General features: G+C 33.1%; 15 protein-coding genes. 8 read left to right on the plus strand and 7 right to left on the minus strand.

Features of this window, described 5'->3' with window-relative positions; translation table 11 throughout:
* Positions 1–41: 41 nt before the first annotated feature.
* The gene (locus tag DNU06_RS13180) at positions 42–524 is read right to left on the minus strand and encodes a hypothetical protein (RefSeq protein WP_111063952.1); all 483 of its coding nucleotides are present in this window, start codon (positions 522–524) and stop codon (positions 42–44) included.
* A gap of 216 nt (positions 525–740) precedes the next feature.
* Between DNU06_RS13180 and DNU06_RS13185 the strand changes: the two genes are divergently transcribed.
* Positions 741–1,694 carry a carboxypeptidase-like regulatory domain-containing protein gene (locus tag DNU06_RS13185; RefSeq protein WP_111063953.1) on the plus strand — a complete coding sequence of 318 codons (954 nt, stop codon included), beginning with the start codon at positions 741–743 and terminating at the stop codon, positions 1,692–1,694.
* Between the two features lie 80 nt (positions 1,695–1,774).
* The gene (locus DNU06_RS13190) at positions 1,775–3,487 is read left to right on the plus strand and encodes a GldM family protein (RefSeq protein ID WP_111063954.1); all 1,713 of its coding nucleotides are present in this window, start codon (positions 1,775–1,777) and stop codon (positions 3,485–3,487) included.
* A 27-nt stretch (positions 3,488–3,514) separates the two neighbouring features.
* Here DNU06_RS13190 and DNU06_RS13195 read toward each other — a convergent pair whose 3' ends face one another.
* Entirely contained in the window at positions 3,515–4,783 is a 1,269-nt protein-coding gene (locus DNU06_RS13195; RefSeq protein ID WP_111063955.1) for an MFS transporter, read from the minus strand.
* A gap of 116 nt (positions 4,784–4,899) precedes the next feature.
* On the opposite strand from DNU06_RS13195, the gene DNU06_RS13200 reads away from it, so the two are divergent.
* Both DNU06_RS13200 and DNU06_RS13205 read left to right on the plus strand, forming a co-directional pair.
* Positions 4,900–5,895 carry a glycoside hydrolase family 113 gene (locus DNU06_RS13200; protein ID WP_146239246.1) on the plus strand — a complete coding sequence of 332 codons (996 nt, stop codon included), beginning with the start codon at positions 4,900–4,902 and terminating at the stop codon, positions 5,893–5,895.
* Positions 5,896–5,959: 64 nt separating this feature from the next.
* Entirely contained in the window at positions 5,960–6,910 is a 951-nt protein-coding gene (locus DNU06_RS13205; RefSeq protein ID WP_146239247.1) for a hypothetical protein, read from the plus strand.
* A 54-nt stretch (positions 6,911–6,964) separates the two neighbouring features.
* On the opposite strand, the gene DNU06_RS13210 is transcribed toward DNU06_RS13205, so the two are convergent.
* Positions 6,965–9,889 carry a TonB-dependent receptor plug domain-containing protein gene (locus DNU06_RS13210; RefSeq protein ID WP_158526898.1) on the minus strand — a complete coding sequence of 975 codons (2,925 nt, stop codon included), beginning with the start codon at positions 9,887–9,889 and terminating at the stop codon, positions 6,965–6,967.
* A gap of 166 nt (positions 9,890–10,055) precedes the next feature.
* On the opposite strand from DNU06_RS13210, the gene DNU06_RS13215 reads away from it, so the two are divergent.
* Entirely contained in the window at positions 10,056–10,733 is a 678-nt protein-coding gene (locus DNU06_RS13215; protein ID WP_111063959.1) for a response regulator transcription factor, read from the plus strand.
* A 27-nt stretch (positions 10,734–10,760) separates the two neighbouring features.
* Positions 10,761–11,216 carry a heme-binding domain-containing protein gene (locus DNU06_RS13220; protein ID WP_111063960.1) on the plus strand — a complete coding sequence of 152 codons (456 nt, stop codon included), beginning with the start codon at positions 10,761–10,763 and terminating at the stop codon, positions 11,214–11,216.
* Positions 11,217–11,224: 8 nt separating this feature from the next.
* On the opposite strand, the gene DNU06_RS13225 is transcribed toward DNU06_RS13220, so the two are convergent.
* The 4 genes from DNU06_RS13225 to folK form a co-directional block, all read right to left on the minus strand.
* Positions 11,225–13,123 (minus strand): ABC-F family ATP-binding cassette domain-containing protein, encoded by a 1,899-nt coding sequence (locus tag DNU06_RS13225; RefSeq protein WP_111063961.1) that lies wholly within the window; start codon positions 13,121–13,123, stop codon positions 11,225–11,227.
* Between the two features lies 1 nt (position 13,124).
* On the minus strand, positions 13,125–13,616 hold the full coding sequence (locus tag DNU06_RS13230) for a DUF4293 domain-containing protein (RefSeq protein ID WP_111063962.1): 492 nt from the start codon (positions 13,614–13,616) through the stop codon (positions 13,125–13,127).
* A gap of 65 nt (positions 13,617–13,681) precedes the next feature.
* Positions 13,682–15,379: a tetratricopeptide repeat protein gene (locus DNU06_RS13235; RefSeq protein ID WP_111063963.1), complete on the minus strand. Its 1,698-nt coding sequence runs from the start codon at positions 15,377–15,379 to the stop codon at positions 13,682–13,684.
* A gap of 103 nt (positions 15,380–15,482) precedes the next feature.
* Complete coding sequence (gene folK, locus DNU06_RS13240; protein ID WP_111063964.1) at positions 15,483–15,998, minus strand: 2-amino-4-hydroxy-6-hydroxymethyldihydropteridine diphosphokinase; 516 nt, start codon at positions 15,996–15,998, stop codon at positions 15,483–15,485.
* Between the two features lie 280 nt (positions 15,999–16,278).
* Here folK and DNU06_RS13245 point away from each other — a divergent pair, with 280 nt between their 5' ends.
* A complete protein-coding gene (locus DNU06_RS13245) occupies positions 16,279–16,623 on the plus strand; it encodes a PadR family transcriptional regulator (RefSeq protein WP_111063965.1) in 345 nt (114 codons plus the stop codon).
* Positions 16,616–17,395: a GldL-related protein gene (locus tag DNU06_RS13250; protein ID WP_111063966.1), complete on the plus strand. Its 780-nt coding sequence runs from the start codon at positions 16,616–16,618 to the stop codon at positions 17,393–17,395. Before DNU06_RS13245 ends, DNU06_RS13250 begins: the two co-directional genes overlap by 8 nt.
* Positions 17,396–17,481: the final 86 nt, after the last annotated feature.

A 17,481-nucleotide genomic window follows, 5' to 3' on the forward strand; every position in this document is an offset into this window, starting at 1 on the left:
ACAGTAGTCTTTTTAAAAGCGTAAATCTTACACTCTAAATGTTAAAATAAATATCTCAAGGCAAAATTAGCACCATATCCTAAACCAGAATAGCCTCCGTTTAATCCCCACATTGGTCTGGTATCAAGACTTAACAACAAAGGAACATCTAGTGAACTGAAATCATATTCAATTCCAATTTGTCCACCTATTCCAATACCCACATAGTTTTCTGTATAAATATTTTTGTAACTGTAAAGTCCGATTTGAGCACCGGGTCCAGCATACCAATTTAATCCGTCTGTGATGTTCCAAACCCAATGGTAAATACCACTGACTCCTAAATGTCTATAACCGCTATTGCCTCTTGAACCTAAATCAAGCTCTAATCGATTAGCTGACCCAAAACCATGTTGAAAAGAGATTTCATAACCATAACCATAACTACCACCACCAGTTCTTAAACCAATAGCATTTGGATTCACTTGTGCGTTTAGGCTAAACGCTAATCCGATAAACGTGCAAATCACTATTATCTTTTTCATAATATCTAATTTAAGTAAAATGTATTTGTTGGCCCAAAATTAATAAATATAACCCGATATTTAAAGTGAAAATCAATATTTTATATCCCACGTAATGCCTTGATTTAAATGAGTAAGTGAAGATAATATTCTAAAAAAAATGTTAAACTATTAAAATAGAATCAACTATTCTTCTAAAAATACGTCCTTTGTAAACTAATCTATAATTACCCAGTTATGTTAAGAGCTTTTATAACCCTCACTATCTTACTATCATCCATCACTTTAACAGCAAACACAATGGAGATGAGTTCTCCTCAAATCAGATTTCTGAACATAACAGGAACCATCAAAGATGAAAATAACAAAGCACTAGATAACGTTACCATCAAAACATTACTGCAAAATGCTGAAAATAATATTACTACAAAAACAGAAATAAAATCCAATGCGGCAGGAAAATATGAAGTACATGCAGACCAACCTGGTAAAATGACCGTGGTTTTTTCAAAAGATGGCTACTTACCATTTAATATTGAAATCAACATTTCTCAAAGTAGCTATTTACAACTACAAATAAAAGGCACACCAATTCAACAAGAAGTTAGATTGAATAAACGTACTGAAAAACTACCTGTTGACATATATAATGGTTGCAAAATAAGCTTTAATCCGACAGAAAGAGCCTTTACAGCTACACCATTGAAAAGATACTTACAAGCCTACCAAATTAAATTTAGTAAGGGTTTAAAAACGCCAGAAAAACTAGTTAAAAAAATCAATAACAGCTTAGAAGACGGAGAATTAAAAATATTTCTAGCCAATATTGCCAGTCATGATGATGTGAAAGCTATTGTAGCCAATACAACCAATACTTTAGATGCCGAAAAATGGACCATATTTTTTGAGCTAAATAAGCCAGAAGAATTCGTAAAAAGATTTGAAAATAACCAAGACGCCTTCTTAAACATTACCAAACTATTAAATGACGAGGAGGTTAAATTTGATATTGTTTCCTTTAAAACAAATGAAAAAAAATCAACAATAATTGATCCAACGCACACCCATTTTATTACCTATACGCTTACTATAAAAAACAATAAAAACGAGATAAAAAAATATGACTTTTATTTCGCAAATACGCTTAATGGATGGAAATTACACCGATTCATCACTGAAAACTATGAATGAAATAAATAGTTTTTCTTAATACTTCCGTTACTTTTTCATTTTCTTGAATTGCCATAGTATAAACCAATAAAACTTAAACTATGGCAGGCGGAAAAGAAACCCCAAGACAAAAAATGATTGGCATGATGTACCTTGTACTCACAGCCCTTCTAGCATTAAATGTATCGAAAGAAGTAATTGCGGCCTTTGTAACAATCAACAACAAAATAGGTTCTAGCAGTCAAATTATTCAACTCAAAAGTCAGGATACCTACCATGGCTTTCAACAAAAAAAAGCAGGTATTATGGCCAGTAATGGCAACTTAACAGCATTCAATCATTGGCACGAGAAAGCTTTGTTATTACAACAAAAAACTGCAGTAATGGTCGATTATATTTTAGGAGAATGCAGTGAAATGATTGAACTGGTTGAAGGAAAAGAATGGATAAAAGAAAGAGATGAAAATGGATTCATTACGGAATTAAATCCTCTAATTGATATCCAGAACATGGACAACTATGACATTCCAACCCATTTTTTCATAGGTTCAAACCCACAACGACCCAATGAAAGAGGCTTAAACCTGCGAGATAACATTCATGCTTTCCGCGATAGTATCTGTACGATAATGGCGAATTACACCTATGATAAAAAAACCTATTCGTTTACACCTCCAAAAACCATTAATGAATTAGAAAATGCCTTAAACACCGTCAGAAAAGAAGACAGAAAGGAAGTTGAGCAAGTTTATAAATTATTATCCATTCCTGAAACACTCAAATCTAATGATGCGGAGCGGGTAGACATGCCTTGGTCTTCAGTTATGTTTGATCATGCACCAGTGGTAGCAGCTGCATCCATTTTAAGCGCATTAAAACTCGACATTGAAAACGGAGAAGCACAAGTGGCAGATTATTTACTGCGAAAAATTGACGGTCCTATTTTTAAATTTAACAAAATAGAGCCCTTGGCTTTTGCACCATCAAACTACTTAAATGAGGGAGATTCGGCGAATATTAAAATTATGGTGGCAGCTTACGACTCCACAAACATTCAAAAAATAAGGTATGGCATTGACCAAGATACCATTGAAGCAAATTGGAAAGAGACCGCTGGCGCAATTAGGATAAAAGGAACAACAGGACAACATAAAATAAAAGGAGCAGTTGGCATATTAGAACGCGGTATTTTAAAATGGCGACCTTGGTCGTATGATTACACGGTTGGGCAACCAATGGGCGTAATTTCACAACCAGACATGCGGGTTTTATACAAAGGTTATGACAACATTGTATCGGGTGTTGCTTCAGGCTACCCAACTGAAAGTATTAGCATCAGCGGAAGTGGCTGTTCGATTAGAAAAACAACAAACGGAAAGTATATTGTCTCCCCAAATTCTGGAAATAGACAAGCCACCCTAAGCATATCTGCAAGAGATAAAAATGGTAAGTCAATCCAATTAGGCAGTTTTGATTATACTATTCGTCCAATGCCTATAGCCAACGCGTTTTTAGGCAGCATTAAAAGTGGAGATTCTCCTAGTCATAGCGCCGTAACAAGTCAAAGAAAAATCAGTTTAAGGTTTGGACCAGAAGTCAATTTAAAGCCTGTTACTATGACAGTGATAAGCGGGACGGTAAGCGTTGAAGGAATCAATAAGAAAGGAAAAGTAAATGCAGGCGGCATGTTAAATTCGGATGCACTTCAAATACTGAGACAGTCAAGAGGTAAAACCGTAACCATTATGCTAAAATACAAAGATTCTTCACAGCAAACTAAACGATCACAGCCAATTATATTTAAATCGAGATAAACAAAGAGGGAGCTGTGAAAACAGCTCCTATTTTTCGACTGAATTTACAGACAGTTCCACGGCTTCCGCTTCCGAAGCTCTAGCCAAGTCAGACTTACCTCTAACAATTGCAATAATCAATCCCACTAAAGGTAGTAACGCCATAAAATAATACATATTATAGCCTATTAAACCATAGATTGTGGCGCCTAAAACAGGAAATAAGGCCAGGGCCAAAGAATTAATTGACTCACTTATTCCCATTACCGCTCCTTGTCTTTCTGGATGCGCATTTTGCGCTATCAAAGCATTAAATGTTGGAAAACACAAGGAAAGCCCTAAATTTAGAATATAGTAGAAAGCCAAATAATACCATAAATTATCTGTTAAGGTAATACTGACTAAGCCAAGCACCGACAAACTAAGTCCAATCAATAAAGTACGATACTCCCCAAATTTATTAATGAAAAACTTAGACATAAAAGCCTGATTAAAGGACAAAAACACACCTACAAACAACATGAAAAATCCTAATTCTTTTTCTTTAAACGAAAATAAATCAATTAAAAATAATGCAATGGTAGACATATAAAAGGCAATCATTGTCGAATAAAAAAACTTAATAATAAAAAGCGTTTTGATAATTGGCTTGGGATTTACCTCTTTAATTCTCCTTAAAACAAAAAAACTGTTCAATAAAGAATTTTTCTTTTTTGCGGCTCTTTTTTCAATCGGGTGGGATTCTTTTAACCAATATACAATCGTTAAAAGAGTGATGGTAGAAATAACAATTGCAGTTACCAAAGTACCTTTATAACCATAAGAAGTAGATGCCGTTAACCCACCTAAACCTGGACCAATTATCATTCCAATACCTGCAATACCACCTAAATAGCCAAAAATATAGGATTTTTCACTCGGTGTTGTTATGTCGGCAACATAAGCATTGGCTACAGAAGCATTCCCTCCGGTTACCCCATCCAATATACGTGACAATCCGATAATTAAAAGCGGTAATGCCATACCAAAAATAGAGATATCTGGAATAAATAAAGCAAATAAAAATACAAACCAACTAAACAAAGTACCAGCCTGACTAATTGCTAAAATTGGTCTTCTTCCGCGTTGGTCAGACAAGGCCCCTAAAAATGGCGCCCCTAGAAATTGTGACCCTGAATATAAGGTCAAAAGCAAACCATAAACCCACTTTGGTGCGCCATAACTTTCGACCACAAATGGCAGAACAGGCATCAAAATACTAAATCCTAACACATTAACAAACGTTAATAAATAGGCCGGAATTAGTCTCTTGTTCATGACGCAAAGTTAATACAACTATTAATTTTTAAAACAAGTTTTATATAATTTGAACAAGTAAATTCATTTATTTGTAATATTTTAAGAATTCAAACGACTCATTAAAAATTGTTATCATGTACAAATATATAAGCTGTCTTGTTTTTATTTGCCATTTGTTTATTGCACAAGCCCAAGGTGATAAAATAAATGGCGTGAGTATTGTATCCATGCGAAACACCCATGAATCGATTCACTTTGAACCGATTAAAAGAATAAATGCCAATTGGGTGACTGTAATGCCTTTTGCTTTTATTCGAAACAACGCACCAAACGTATACTACAACGCAAATTTTCAATGGAAAGGAGAAACGGAATTGGCCATTACAGAAAGCATCAAACACGCACATGCTAACCACTTAAAAGTAATGATTAAACCGCATGTTTGGACCCATGGTGGCTGGATTGGCGATTTAACATTCAACACAGAAGAAGATTGGTTAAAATTTGAAAAATCTTACACCTCCTATATCCTAAGTTTTGCAAAAATTGCCGCCGCTCAAAATGTCGCTATTTTTTGCGTGGGTGTTGAGATTAAAAAATCCGTGGTACAACGTCCTAAGTTTTGGATTAATTTAATAAAAGAAGTCCGGAAAGTATATAAAGGTAAACTTACTTACGCGGCAAATTGGGACAATTACGAAAATGTATCTTTTTGGAAGATGTTAGATTTCATTGGTATTGACGCTTACTTTCCATTAACAGAAGCCAAAACACCAAGTTTTCAGAATTGCTTTATTGGGTGGGAAAAGCATTATAAATTTATAAAGGAAATCAGTAAAAAAGTAAATAAGCCTGTACTATTTACCGAATTTGGCTACCGAAACATTGATTATACGGGAAAAGAACCTTGGGATGAAAAGCAGAACAATACCTTTAATTCCCTAGGTCAAGAAAATGCCTTTCTTGCCGTTTTTGCGAAATTTTGGGGAGAAAGTTGGTTTGCTGGTGGTTTTATTTGGAAGTGGTTTCCCGACCATGCAGAGAGCGGTGGAACGGCAAACAATAGATTTACCCCGCAAAATAAAGCAGTGGAAAAAATTATTGCCAGTTTTTATGGTAAGTTCATGTAATTTATTTTGTTAATAAATTGTTATCCTGACCATAACCTATCAGAACATTTCGGATATTTAGTTGATGCGACTTATCCTTTCCTGTTTATTCATACTTTTAATTTCCTCTCCGGTTCGTGCAGGTTTTATTGCCTATTACCACCTCGTCAACGAAGGTGAATACCACATGTACGAAGGTAATTATGAGCTGGCTATTAATAACTTTGAAATGGCTTTTGAATTGGTCGACCAAGCAAAAGCCAGAGACTACTATTTAACTTCAAAGTGTTATGCACAATTGAATAAAGAAGATTTGATGTACCATTTTTTAGAAGCCGCTTTAAGAAACGGTCTAGATAAAAACTTTGTAATCAGTGATAGCTTATGGTTTACCAGCTTTTCAAACTCCTCCACCTTTAAGGAGGTACTTCAAATAGCACCTTTAACAAGCCCAGTAGAGATCGACAAAACAGGAGAAGAAGCTTTGCTTGCAATCGATAAAATGTTTGAAATAGAAATTATGTTTGCTTACTACAAAGCAGAGCGACAAAAGGATAGTTTGCCTGATGCCTATAAAATTTATTTTAATAATTATACTGCCTACCGAGACTCCATGCAAAAGCATTTAGTATATTATTATTTAAATTACAGTATTCCTACCACCAAACCTTTACAATTAAAACTAAAACGCCTGACCCTATTTTTAATGGACAAATCCGTGCCTGAAATGGATCAAATTAACGATATTTTAATAGAAAGTATTGATCAGGGAGTTCTGTATCCGTATTACGTAGCTTTCCTAATTGATAATTTGGGTCCTAACAGTTTAAAACCATTTAGGTATTCCAACCAGCTTTACGGTACCACTGAAAATTCTGTTCCTAAAACTAATTTTAATGAAATTCTCGACAATCGAAAAGCAGTAGGTTTAAGCACTTATTATTATGATGCACCGAGTTACGTGAAAAATTATAAACCTACGCCAATAATCAATATCATTCGGCCCAATCCGGTAACCATAAATAAAGATGAATAAAAAAAGCACAGACAATAAATGCCTGTGCTCTTCAGCGTTTTATAAAGGGGTTAATTAAAGGGCTTTCTTCTCTTTATTTTTCTTTTTATAATCAAAGGTATAGCCTACTGAAAAACTAGCATCAATACCTTGTTTAATGCTACTCACATTAATATATTCACCCACATTAACTTTATCCTCTTGGATAATATCGATAGAGGGATTGAAAATGTTTTTCACTTTAAAACTTAAGGATAAGTTATTTTCAAAACTCATTTTTGAAACAAAATTCAAAGTGTTCACTGGTCTTGCATAGCTATCTCCAATGCCGTTTGAACCAACAGTAACTAATCTTTTACCAAACACATTATAAGCCATGGCTAATAACAACTTGTTTTTATTCTCAAATCTCTTTTCGTAACGTACATCAATATTTAATAAAAATGGAGAAGAACCTTCTAAAGGACGAACAGAGTTGGTATTAATTGAACTAAAGTCTAAAGTATCAATATTAACCGTAGTAAACATATAGGTTGCATTAAACCCTATTCCAAAATCTCTTAAAAAACTAGTATCTCTTTTTTCTTCATCTTTTATTAAGAAAGAAAGATTTCTTACAAATTCGAATTCTAAACCACCCACTTGGGCAGACAAAGCATTGGAGAAAGACATTAATTGTCCACTAGCAGTTGCCTTCATAGTTTGCTCAATTGGAGAATCTAAATACTTGTAAAAAGCACCCAAAGTAATCATTTCTCCTGGACGAGAATATCTTTCATAACGTACATCTAAGTTATAGTTTTGTCCATTTTTTAAATCTGGATTACCTTCTGCTTTCATCCCTGCAAAAAACAAAGTGTATTGAAAAGGTGCTAATTCATTAAATTTAGGACGTGTTATGGTTTTACTTGCTACAAAACGAACTATATCCTTATCCGTTGCACTATATTTTGCAATAAAACTTGGTAAAATATTAGTGCTTGGATTACTTGTCTTTTCAATTACAGATGGTGTTTGTTGGTCTCTATTAATAACTGTTTGCTCAGAAATTTCTAGTCTAGCCCCAGGGATAATTTCTAATTTATTGAATTTAAACTTTGCATCTGCATAAGTACCAAAGACATCTAAATTAGCACGGTAAGAAGAACCAAAATTAGATACCTCTTGAATATAGAACTCCCCATTATCATGTTGCTCATTATTCAAATAAGCATTCATATTATCGATATTTACATTATCGCCAATTGTGGAAGCTAAGTTATTTAAAATATAATTGTATTGTTTGTAATCAAAATCTCTTACTTTAGATTTATAATCTACACCAGCGTTAATTACCACTAACTCGTCTACTTTTTCCGCATTGTCTTCTAAATCTGTTTTATACTTTGCAACAAATTTCACATTCACTTTACCTGCCACTTCAGTTTCCTCTAATTGGCTATAAAATCTGTGGTTATCATTTTTATCAATGTAGTTAAAGCTATAATTTTCTGTTTCTTCTTTGTCATCATAAAACATCACCACTTGTCTTCTGTCTGGCTCTTTACTACCCGTTAAATTATACGACCCTCTCCAATCTAAAGTTAATCTACTAAAATCATCTTCTTTATTTGGTTTTAGAAATTTATGAGAACCCAATAATTGATTAGTAGAAATATAATTTTGTTTATAGGTTAATCTTGAAGAGTAAATATCTTTTGCATAATCAAAATGTTGTCCCCAAGTATCTCTAGTTTCGTCACTAGAAGTATTTACAAATAAAGTATTAAAAGTAATGTTATGCTCTGGGTTCATTCTTAAATAAACACTAAATAATCCCGTTGAAGCAGTAGATTGGGTATATTTTGAAATATCATAATTTAATCTTTCTTCACTTTGGGCATTGATCAATTTTATTTTACCTGTAGAAGTCTCATAACTATTATCATGATTTAACAAAGCTAAAAAACCAATTCCAGAGGATTTACTTTCTGATTTTGGAAATTCAAAAAAGTTACCGCCCATGATAGAAAAATTAGAATTTGGTGAAGCTTTTGAAATGGCTGTTCCAAAATTATTTAGAAACCCAGTCGTTTTTCCTTCTACTGAATTATAAAATGAATTAGGATATATGGTATTAATAGCTGAATAAGCTGCTGGCGTCGAATTTTGAACCACATAGTTCGGCAAATCTCTAGTACCATCATCTACACCAAAATAATCTGTTTTCCCACCAGTATAAGATTTAAAATCTTGAAAAGTAGTTTGCGAGTTCATTCCTGAACCAATAGAGACTGATAAAGTAGGTTTATCTAAATAGCTTTTAGTAATTATATTAAAAGCACCTCCTGCAAAATCACCATATAATTCTGAAGACATTACTTTACTCACCGAAACAGAACTTACTATATCTGTTGGGAAAATACTCAAAGGTACTACTCTAAAATCAGGATTTGGTGAAGGAATTGGTAAGCCATTCAAATAAGCTACATTATATCTATCTCCCAAACCTCTCACATATAACACCTCTCCTACAGTAGACATTCCAGTCATTTTTTTAGCACCTGACCCAACATCTGAATCACCACCTTCTTCAATTTGTTTTGCCGTTTTATTGGTGGTCACCTTCGTATCTTCCTTGGTTACTTTAGCATTATATATAGCACCAACTTCATTTACTTTAGCTTTGGCAGTAACCACTACTGTCATTAAACTAGAAGAAAACAACTCTTTATTTAACAAGGTTGTTTCGCCAGCCTTAATTTCCACAACTATCGTGTCTTTTTCTAATAAAGAAGGTAAAAAAGCAATAGTGTGTTTACCAGCAGGTAATTCTAATGTATAATCCCCAAATAAATTTCCTTTAGCGCCAACATTTGCCTCCACCGCTCTCACAATTACAAAAGGAACTTCTGTTTGACTACCGCCTTCTAATGTGGTAATCTTTCCACTTAAAGTACCATTTTGTGCAACTAAAATACCTGTGATAAAAAAAGTTGCTATTAATAATAAATGCTTCATCTGTTTAACCATTTTTTTTTTGCAAATGTAGGGCATTGCTAGTCTTGGTGCATGTAAATCCAAATTACCAAAAAGTTAAGGTTTCTTAACATAGAATTAATCTAAACATAAATATTGGTTAACTGCCTTAACATTTTACTGGGACTAACTTTACAAAAAAATAATGATGATCGGACAGAAGATATTAATCGTTGATGACGAACCAGATATTGTAGATTTACTAGCCTACAACTTTAAAAAACAAGAAATGGCAGTATTTTCTGCCAACAACGGTAAAGAAGCCATTGAAATTGCAAAAAAACAGCATCCTGAAGTAATATTATTAGACGTAATGTTGCCTGATATTGATGGCATGGAAGTCTGTGAAGAGTTGCGAAAAGACCGCAACCTAAAAAATAGCTTAATCTTATTTTTATCTGCCAGGGGAGAAGATTATTCTCAAATTGCAGGTTATAAAGTTGGCGCAGATGATTATATAGTAAAGCCTGTTAAATTAAAGGTCTTAACAGAAAAAATAAGAACCTTACTAGAAAGAAGAAACGAAGAACCACTTGGCAATATTACCAGTACAAATATATCTATTGATGCGAACAGGTATACGGTGAGTAAAGATGGCGCCGAAAGTATAATTCCGAAAAAAGAGTTTGAATTATTAACTTTATTAATGAGTAAACCAGAAAAGGTATACCGAAGAGAGGAAATATTGGAACAAATTTGGGGAGTAAAGACCTTTGTTGGAGACAGAACCATAGATGTGCACATTCGTAAATTAAGAGAAAAATTCGGTCAAACAATTATAAAAACGGTAAAGGGAATTGGTTATAAATTCGAAGATAATCCATAAATTAGCGCATTCAAATCGAATTCTATTATGTTAAAAAAATTACTAGCCTTACTCGCCATTGTTTTTATTGTCATGCAATTTATTCAAACAGATGTTTCTATTCCAGAAGATAGCGCTTCAAAAACGGACTTCTTAGCGAAATACGAAGCGCCTGCAGAAATTCAATCTTTAGTAAAGGCTAGTTGTTACGATTGTCACTCGTACGAAACAAAATACAAATGGTATATGCATGTTGCACCAGTATCTTGGTTAACAAAAGGCCATGTTAAAGATGGTCGTAAGCATTTAAACTTCTCAGACTGGGACAGCTATAGCCTAAAAAAGAAAAAGCACAAATTAGAAGAGTGTTATGAAGAGTTAGATGAAAACAAAATGCCTCTTGAAAGTTATCTAAAAATGCATGACGAAGCAAAACTAACCACTAAAGAACGTTTGTTATTAGTGGAATGGTTTAAAGAAATGGAGCACACTATAGTGGATTAACTTTCTGTTTAACCTTCAATTTCAGATAATTCTAACCAGCGGTTTTCTTTTGATTCAATTAACTGGGCAATTTCAGTCATTCTAATACTCAATTGCTTCATCTCTTCTGCATCATCAACACCAGCAGTCATCTTTTCAAGAATGCTGGTGTTTTCATCATTCAAGTCACTTAGTTCCTTTTCTATGGTATTAAATTCTTGCTTCTCTTTATAAGTCAACTTACGCTTAGTATCTGTGTTCGTTGTAGCAGTATTCGCCACTGGCACTTCCGCTATTGCAACCTTTTTATCAGCACTTGCCTTTCCTTTTAATTTATCTGCGGATTCTTGCGCTTTTAAATAAGCACGATAATCCGTATAATTACCTAAAACGTCTTTGATTTTACCATCTCCCTCAAAATAGAAAGTATGTTCCACCATTTTATCCATAAAGTATCTGTCGTGAGACACGACGATCAAACAACCTTTAAAATCTGTTAAGTAAGCTTCTAATACACTTAGGGTAAATATATCCAAGTCATTCGTCGGCTCATCCAAGATTAAAAAATTTGGATTTTTCATTAGAATAGTCATTAAATAAAGACGTTTCTTTTCGCCCCCACTTAATTTGTAAACAAAGTTATAGTGCATGTCCTTTGGAAACATAAACATTTCTAAAAACTGTGCAGCAGAATATCTTCTTCCTTTTGTCAACGGAATAAACTCAGCAATGTCTTTAATAATATCAATCACTTTTTTCTGTTCGTCGAACTTTAAACCATCTTGGTGGTAATACCCCATTACAATGGTCTCCCCAACACTAATTTTTCCAGAAGTAGGCAATTCTTTACCCACTAGCATATTTAAAAAAGTAGATTTTCCGGCACCATTTTTACCTACGATACCCAGTTTTTCTCCTCTTTTAAATACATAATCCATTTGATCGATAATAATTTTATCACCAAAACTTTTTTGCAATTTATGAATTTCCACTACTTTGGATCCCAGTCGACTCATTTCGATTTCAATCTCCAATTGGTCTTCCTGTACTTTTTGTGTTGCGACTTCTTTAATACCTGCAAATGCATCTACCCTAGCTTTTTGCTTAGTCCCTCTAGCTTTTGGTTGTCTTCTGATCCATTCTAATTCTGTAGACATTAAGTTTTTTGCCTTGCCAATAGTAGCAGCCAAAATTTCTTGTCTTTCGGCTTTCTTTTCTAAATAATAAGAAAAGTTACCATTGTATTTATAAATAGTTTGATCTTCTAATTCATAAATGGTATTACAAATCACCTCCAAAAAGTAACGGTCGTGCGTCACCATAATAATCGTTGAATTACTCTGAGATAAAAACGTTTCTAACCACTCAATCATATCCAGGTCTAAGTGATTAGTAGGCTCATCTAAAATCATGATGTCTGGCTCACTAATCAATAGTTTCGCCAGTGCCAATCTCTTTTTCTGTCCACCTGAAAGTGTACCAATTTTCAATGTTTTATCAAACAGTTGTAATTGAGATAAGATTTGATTTGCTTTTACTTCATAATCCCAAGCATTGGCATCATTCATCATTTCTAAAGCAACGTTATACTTATCCATATCTTCAAGGTCCAACATAGCCTTTTCATAGGCTAATATGGCTTGCGATTCTGGGGTGTCAGTAGACAATACTTCGTCAATGATTGTCAAATCCGGATCAAAGTTTTCATCTTGCTGTAAATAATCTACACGAATGTCCTTTCTATAAACGACTTTACCGCTATCCTTATCTTCAAGGTCACACAAGATTTTTAATAAGGTGGATTTTCCTTGACCATTTTTAGCAACAATTGCTACTTTATCGCCTTTATCTATTCCGAAAGTTAAGTCTTCGAACAATACGCGTACACCAAAGGATTTGGTTAAATTTTCTACTGATAAATAATTCATATTATCTTAAACGATCAAGGGATTTTAAAAGTTGTTCATCATTTCTAATACCGCGAATAGCAAGCAATAAGAAAGGGATGCCTAAAAAAAGACAGAAGTAACCAATTCCCATGGAAAAAGTAACCTCACTGGCATCATGTCCTAATTCAATTAATTGCTCTTTCAATAAGGACTTTCCAAAAAATGAAAATAATAAAAATCCTATGGCTATCAGAAATTGCAAAAGCAAATTGATCCTACAAACCAACAATTGTTTTTTTCGATTTTTGTATAAAAAAATTGCTATGATACTCAACATGGTCCATAAAATAAAAAGCAAATACAAAGGTATTTCTGTATTTAAAAGATTATCTGACACCAGGCCATAGGCGCCAAAAGTAGCAGAAACATCCGTATCATTTGCAATGTTTACAAAATAGATGGGTAAAAATAGTAGCGACACAGAACAAGCAGCGGCTAACAATAAATAAATAGTTTGTATTCTTTGGAGCATAGTTTTTATAAAAAAAAACCCGACTATCAAAAAGACAGTCGGGATAATCTAAAGTTTTAAAAAAATTACTTTACAACATTTTGAAAAGAAGCATTTTCATAGAATTTAATAAATTCTCTATCATTTGCTGCTTTATTTTTTAAGCTTGAATCTTTAGCAAATGCACTGGTAAGGTTATTTACAACCATGTCCATGTTATTTTGACGTGCACCGATAATTGCTTTTAAATAGTAACCCATTGGTGAATTTGCTTCTGAAGAAGCATCCACAGTAGATAAAGCCGCACTGTAATCGTTATTTAACACTTGTGCTAACGCTTTATTAAATGTGTTATTAGCTCCCATATTGCTTACTGCATTAGAATAATCTCCATTTTGCACATCAATAATTCCTAAGTTATATTTTACTTCTGGTCCAGCTGAAACAGCTGAGTTAAATAAAGCTTCTGCTTTATCTCTATCTCCGTTTTGACGTGCAATAACACCTAAGCTATTTAAAGTAATAGCATTTTCGTTCAAGCTATTTGCTTTTTCAAAACTAGTTGTAGCTAAAGCCATTTCATTTTGGTTATATTGAACATACCCTAAATTGTTATGTCCTCTCCAATCGTTTGGATATTGACGAACAGCTTCTTTATATAATCTCTTTTTATCTTCTAAGTTATCATACAATGCAGCAGTAAACAATAATTCTTCAATTGTTAATGTATCAGGATTAGTTGTAGACAAACCTTTTAATTCAGCATCTGACCAACCAATTTGATCATAAACAACTCTTACTTGAGTTCTTCTTAAAGGAGGTAAAATATCTTTTTCTAATCTTTTGTAAGTAGCAGACATTTTTTTAATCTCTTCTTCTCTTTTTACTGGATCAGCATACATTTGAAGTACACGTACAATTAAATCTTTGTCTTCAATATCTGAAGCTTGTAATGCAGTTTTAAAACCATCCCAATCTTCACCTTTTGGCATTTTCTTGATTAAAGAAGTAACATCCATTTGCTCTTCTCCTTTTTTTGCTTTTAAAACTTTGATTAAAGCATCCTGTGTAGAGATTGCTCTATCATCCGCTAAAGTATTATTCTTTCCAGTTTCACCTTCTGGTGAAGCGTAAGCAATTAAGTTAATTGCTTTAGGAGCTACTTTAGGATTTGTAGAAGCTGCAATCATCCAATTTCTAAAGTTTTTAATATCTTCTTGTTTTAACTCAGAAGATTTAACGTTAGATTTTGCTTTATCATAATTTACTTCAGTACCACCAAAAACTTGCTCTGTTGTTCTAACAAAATCATCTTTAGCTAAAATAACTTTATCGTCATTTTGTACTAAAAGAGGGGTTACAATTGTACCATCTCCGATTTTCTTTTCTTCCAATGCTTCTTCTTTTTTACCTTTCATTACTTTACCAGTAATTTTAAGATCCGCATTTTCCAAATCTGGAGAATAAGCAATAACATCTGTATAATTTACAGTTGAACCTGGTTTAAACTCAATTGTTTGACCATTTCCTGTTGCTTTTTCACCTTGTATAGTAATTGTTTTAAACGCTTTTGACCCCAACATTGGTGTAATCTCAGCGCTTGCTTTTTTATTCAATCCTTTTTCTGGAACCTTTACAGTAATATTCACACGAACACTGTCCCCATGCATTTCTACTGGATCCTTATCAAGAGTATACTCTATATCTCCTATTAACTTACATCCAGTTAACGTTGTTGTAAGAATCAAGATTCCTGCTAGTCCTTTAAAACCTCTTTTTTTCATTGCTTGTTTAAGTTTAGCTATTTTAATATTTTAAAATAAAATACAATATTAACTATAATTTTTAAAGGAGGACTACTATTTTATGCTAAAATTAGCATTATTGCTATAAATTTATTAATGGTACCATGTTTATAAACTTACCTTTAGAAGCCTTATCAAATTTTAAACTGTCCGATAATTTTTTTTGTGTCGTCGGCAACAAGTAATTTGGATGAATAGCCAAGAGTGGTAAAGCTACAAAATTTCTAGCCGCTAAATGTAAGTGTGGAATGGTTAAATCCTGCATTTGAATTTCTTGACCATGGTAATCAATAATATCTATATCAATCAATCTAGAACTATACCCAATTCCAACCTTTGGGGGTCTGCCCATTTTTAATTCAATTCCTTTTAATTCTACTAACAATTGAAAAGGACCTAATGTGGTTTGAATTTCTAAAACAATATTATAAAAGGAACTGGTAGATTCAAAACCCCAAGCGGGTGATTCAAAAATATTGGAAGTCTGAAGTACTTTCACACCCACCAGTTTTAACTCCTTTATTGCCTGTTGTATATTTTCAAACTTGTTTCCCAAATTTGTGCCTACCCCTACATAAACTGTTTTCATTGCTACCATGAATTAGCAATTTTAATTATTTTTTTATAACCAACCAACCTTTTGTTATTAATATACGTTTATTACATAAGACGAAAGGCATTTATTTGCTTTTTGGTTTTAATTTCCTTGCAAAAGACCTAAAAAGAAATCGCTACCACGACTAACTGCCATTTCTCTTTAGGTCTTTCTTGTTTTACAGTCTTTCATTATCAACAACATAGCTACAACGCCTGAATTTTACCTAAGATTCTTATGTAAAATATTTTGCATACTTAAGATTCTTATGTATATTTGTCCTATGTATTCATCAGGACTAATAAAAGGAACATTAAAAACAATTATACTTAACCTATTAAAAAATGAGAATAGGATGTATGGGTATGAGATTACGCAAAAGGTAAAAGATTTAACGGGGTCTAAAATTAAGATTACGGAAGGAGCTTTATATCCAACTTTACATGCACTTGAAAAACAAGGTGACTTGATTACAGAAAAGGAATATATTGGGAAACGCGTTCGCAAATATTATAAACTTACTGATCAAGGTAAAACTACTGTTCAGGAAAGGGTCAATGAATTTGCTGATTTTATACAAACCATGCGGTTTTTATTAGACCTTGATTCACCGAAGCAAAATGTATAAAATTAGCGACGATCAAATTGATTTCATTTTAAGGGACATCACCAACAGGGGTGTTGTACTTGAAGACATTAAAATGAATATTTTAGATCATGTGTGTTGCATTATTGAAAATGAAATGAAGCCCAATCAAGAATTCAAAAACATTTATCAAGCGACCATTAAACAATTTTATAAGTCTGAGCTAAAAGAAATAGAAGATGAAACACACAATTTATTAACCTTTAAAAACTATTATATTATGAAACGTACCTTAAAAATTACCGGATTTACAACCATATTCTTAATTATGCTTGGCGTTACCTTTAAAGCAATGCACTGGCCAGGCGCAGGCATACTAATTGTTTTAAGCCTTATTTCTTTTAGTCTAATTTTTATCCCATTAAACATCCTGTTAAAGTTTAAAGATGATGAAGAAATAGGTAACCGTGTCATTATGATTTTAGGACTGCTCACCGCAGCAGCATGCACCATTGGTGTATTATTTAAACTGATGCATTGGCCTTACGCTAACATTATCACCTTTTCTAGCTTATTGGTATTTATGCTTATTTTTATCCCTGTTTATTTCATTATTAAGTACCGCAAACCTGAATCGAGATTCAATGCCATTATCCATACCACTTTTATGGTTGGTGCTGCAGGTATGTTGTTTGCTTTAATTAATTTAGGCTATGATAAAAATAACCCGCCTCAAACCAGTAAAAAATTAAGTATTGAAAATCAAAATACCTTATCCCGTGAATCGCCTATTAAGTTAATAACAGAAAAATAAAGGATTGTTTGTCTAGTCCTAAATAATCGATACAGATTATTAAAGGATTAAATTTATTAATTAAAGCTGAACAATGATATCATTGT

Origin of the sequence: Putridiphycobacter roseus (assembly GCF_003234935.1) — a bacterium.
Classification (GTDB): Bacteria; Bacteroidota; Bacteroidia; order Flavobacteriales_D; family Crocinitomicaceae; genus Putridiphycobacter; species Putridiphycobacter roseus.

Excerpts from the sequence above, each read along its gene's own strand:
- DNU06_RS13200 (WP_146239246.1), top strand. The coding sequence starts at position 4,900 with ATGTACAAATATATAAGCTGTCTTGTTTTTATTTGCCATTTGTTTATT.
- DNU06_RS13185 (WP_111063953.1), top strand. The coding sequence starts at position 741 with ATGTTAAGAGCTTTTATAACCCTCACTATCTTACTATCATCCATCACT.
- DNU06_RS13210 (WP_158526898.1), bottom strand. The coding sequence starts at position 9,889 with ATGAAGCATTTATTATTAATAGCAACTTTTTTTATCACAGGTATTTTA.
- DNU06_RS13225 (WP_111063961.1), bottom strand. The coding sequence starts at position 13,123 with ATGAATTATTTATCAGTAGAAAATTTAACCAAATCCTTTGGTGTACGC.
- DNU06_RS13205 (WP_146239247.1), top strand. The coding sequence starts at position 5,960 with ATGCGACTTATCCTTTCCTGTTTATTCATACTTTTAATTTCCTCTCCG.
- DNU06_RS13245 (WP_111063965.1), top strand. The coding sequence starts at position 16,279 with ATGTATTCATCAGGACTAATAAAAGGAACATTAAAAACAATTATACTT.
- DNU06_RS13195 (WP_111063955.1), bottom strand. The coding sequence starts at position 4,783 with ATGAACAAGAGACTAATTCCGGCCTATTTATTAACGTTTGTTAATGTG.
- DNU06_RS13230 (WP_111063962.1), bottom strand. The coding sequence starts at position 13,616 with ATGCTCCAAAGAATACAAACTATTTATTTATTGTTAGCCGCTGCTTGT.
- DNU06_RS13220 (WP_111063960.1), top strand. The coding sequence starts at position 10,761 with ATGTTAAAAAAATTACTAGCCTTACTCGCCATTGTTTTTATTGTCATG.
- DNU06_RS13235 (WP_111063963.1), bottom strand. The coding sequence starts at position 15,379 with ATGAAAAAAAGAGGTTTTAAAGGACTAGCAGGAATCTTGATTCTTACA.
- DNU06_RS13250 (WP_111063966.1), top strand. The coding sequence starts at position 16,616 with ATGTATAAAATTAGCGACGATCAAATTGATTTCATTTTAAGGGACATC.
- DNU06_RS13180 (WP_111063952.1), bottom strand. The coding sequence starts at position 524 with ATGAAAAAGATAATAGTGATTTGCACGTTTATCGGATTAGCGTTTAGC.
- DNU06_RS13215 (WP_111063959.1), top strand. The coding sequence starts at position 10,056 with ATGATCGGACAGAAGATATTAATCGTTGATGACGAACCAGATATTGTA.
- DNU06_RS13190 (WP_111063954.1), top strand. The coding sequence starts at position 1,775 with ATGGCAGGCGGAAAAGAAACCCCAAGACAAAAAATGATTGGCATGATG.
- folK (WP_111063964.1), bottom strand. The coding sequence starts at position 15,998 with ATGGTAGCAATGAAAACAGTTTATGTAGGGGTAGGCACAAATTTGGGA.